2 protein-coding genes are annotated in these 1624 nt (G+C 75.1%); both read left to right on the forward strand.

Annotated features, from left to right (window positions below; all coding sequences use genetic code 11):
* Positions 1–324 (forward strand): MSMEG_0572/Sll0783 family nitrogen starvation response protein (locus AC0CYZ_RS00920; protein WP_472211198.1); only part of this gene is annotated, 324 nt, incomplete at its 5' end.
* A gap of 89 nt (positions 325–413) precedes the next feature.
* Positions 414–1550, forward strand: coding sequence for an MSMEG_0568 family radical SAM protein (locus AC0CYZ_RS00925; protein ID WP_472211201.1), 1137 nt, complete (start codon positions 414–416; stop codon positions 1548–1550).
* The last annotated feature ends 74 nt before the right edge of the window (positions 1551–1624 follow it).

Here is a 1624-nt window from a genome sequence, read left to right on the forward strand (position 1 = left end):
CAGGCCACCCGCGCGCTGCGCAAGGGCTTCGACACCGCGATCTACTTCTACGGCCCGGGCTCGCTCAACTGCCTGGCCACCCGCGGCTTCCCGACGACGGGCAGCTCCGCCTTCCCGGGCGAGCACAACATCAACGACCAGCTCAAGACCTTCATGGCCGAGGGCGGCAAGGCCTACTGCTGCCGTTTCGGGCTGTCGCTGCACGGTGCCCGCGAGGAGGACCTGATCGAGGGCGTCATCCCGACGCACCCGCTCGACGTCCAGGACGCGCTCATCTACTACGCCCGCAAGGGCGCGATCATCAACTCGACCTACCAGCTCTAGGAGCCTCCGGCTCGTGGGCACCGGTCCGTGCGCGGACCGGTGCCCACGGGGCCGCCGGCCACCTGCTCCGACGTCCTGGAGGTCCCGCCATGTCCGCGCCCGCAGAATCCCGTACCGGGCTCGACGTCCGTTCCGAAGTGGCCGTCCGCGGCGTCGCGATCGACCCCCCGTCCAGCAGCACCGCCGTGGACCTCGGGTCCACCATCCCGCTGCGCCGCCCCGGCGGCGCCGGCCCCTCCGACGACGGCCACGTGCTCGTCGACGGCCTCAAGACCACGATCCCGATCAACCCGGCGAGCCCCTTCCGCCTGCGCGACGGCCGGCTCGTCCGGACCGGTCCCGACGGCGGGGTCACCGACCTGGGCGTGGACGTCGACACCGTCGCCCGCCCCGCCTTCTACGACCTCACGACGGCCGACGGCGTGCGCTACGAGCAGATCGCCCGGCTGCACGGCGACGACGTGCTCGCGACGACGGTCGTGCAGACCTGCGTGCGCTACGGCGAGACCGACCGGTGCCGGTTCTGCGCCATCGAGCAGTCGCTGCGCAGCGGCGCGACGACCGCGGTGAAGACGCCCGCGCAGCTCGCCGAGGTGGCCGAGGCCGCCGTCCGGCTCGACGGCGTGCGCCAGATGGTCATGACGACGGGCACCTCGAACGGGCGTGACCGCGGCGCCCGCCACCTCGCCCGCTGCACCGCCGCGGTCCGCGAGGCCGTCCCCGGGCTGCCGATCCAGGTGCAGTGCGAACCGCCCGCGCCCGACGACCTCGACGCCCTGCGCGCGCTGCGGGACGCCGGCGCCGACGCGATCGGCATCCACGTCGAGTCCCTCGACGACGCCGTCCGCGCCCGCTGGATGCCGGGCAAGGCCTCCGTGCCGCTCGAGCAGTACTGGACGGCCTGGCACGAGAGCGTCCGCCTCTTCGGGCGCAACGCCGTCTCCACCTACCTCATCGTCGGGCTCGGCGAGGACCCCGGCGAGCTCGTCGACGGCGCCGCCGAGCTCGTCGACGCCGGGGTCTACCCCTTCGTCGTCCCCTACCGCCCCATCCCCGGCACGCTCGCCTTCGCCGACGGCGACCCCGCGCCCGACCCGGCCCTGCTCGCCGACGTCACCGCCCGGGTGGCGGCGAGCCTGCGCGCGGCCGGGATGCGCGGAGCCGACCAGGCCGCCGGCTGCGCGGCCTGCGGGGCCTGCAGCGCGCTCTCCGCGGCGGGGGGCTGACGTGTCGATCACCGACGACTCCCGTCCCCGCGCCGCGCGCCCCGACGGTCCCGGCACCCTCCCGCCGCTGGTCG

Source organism: Actinomycetospora sp. (genome assembly GCF_055612215.1).

Excerpts from the sequence above, each read along its gene's own strand:
- AC0CYZ_RS00925 (WP_472211201.1), top strand. The coding sequence starts at position 414 with ATGTCCGCGCCCGCAGAATCCCGTACCGGGCTCGACGTCCGTTCCGAA.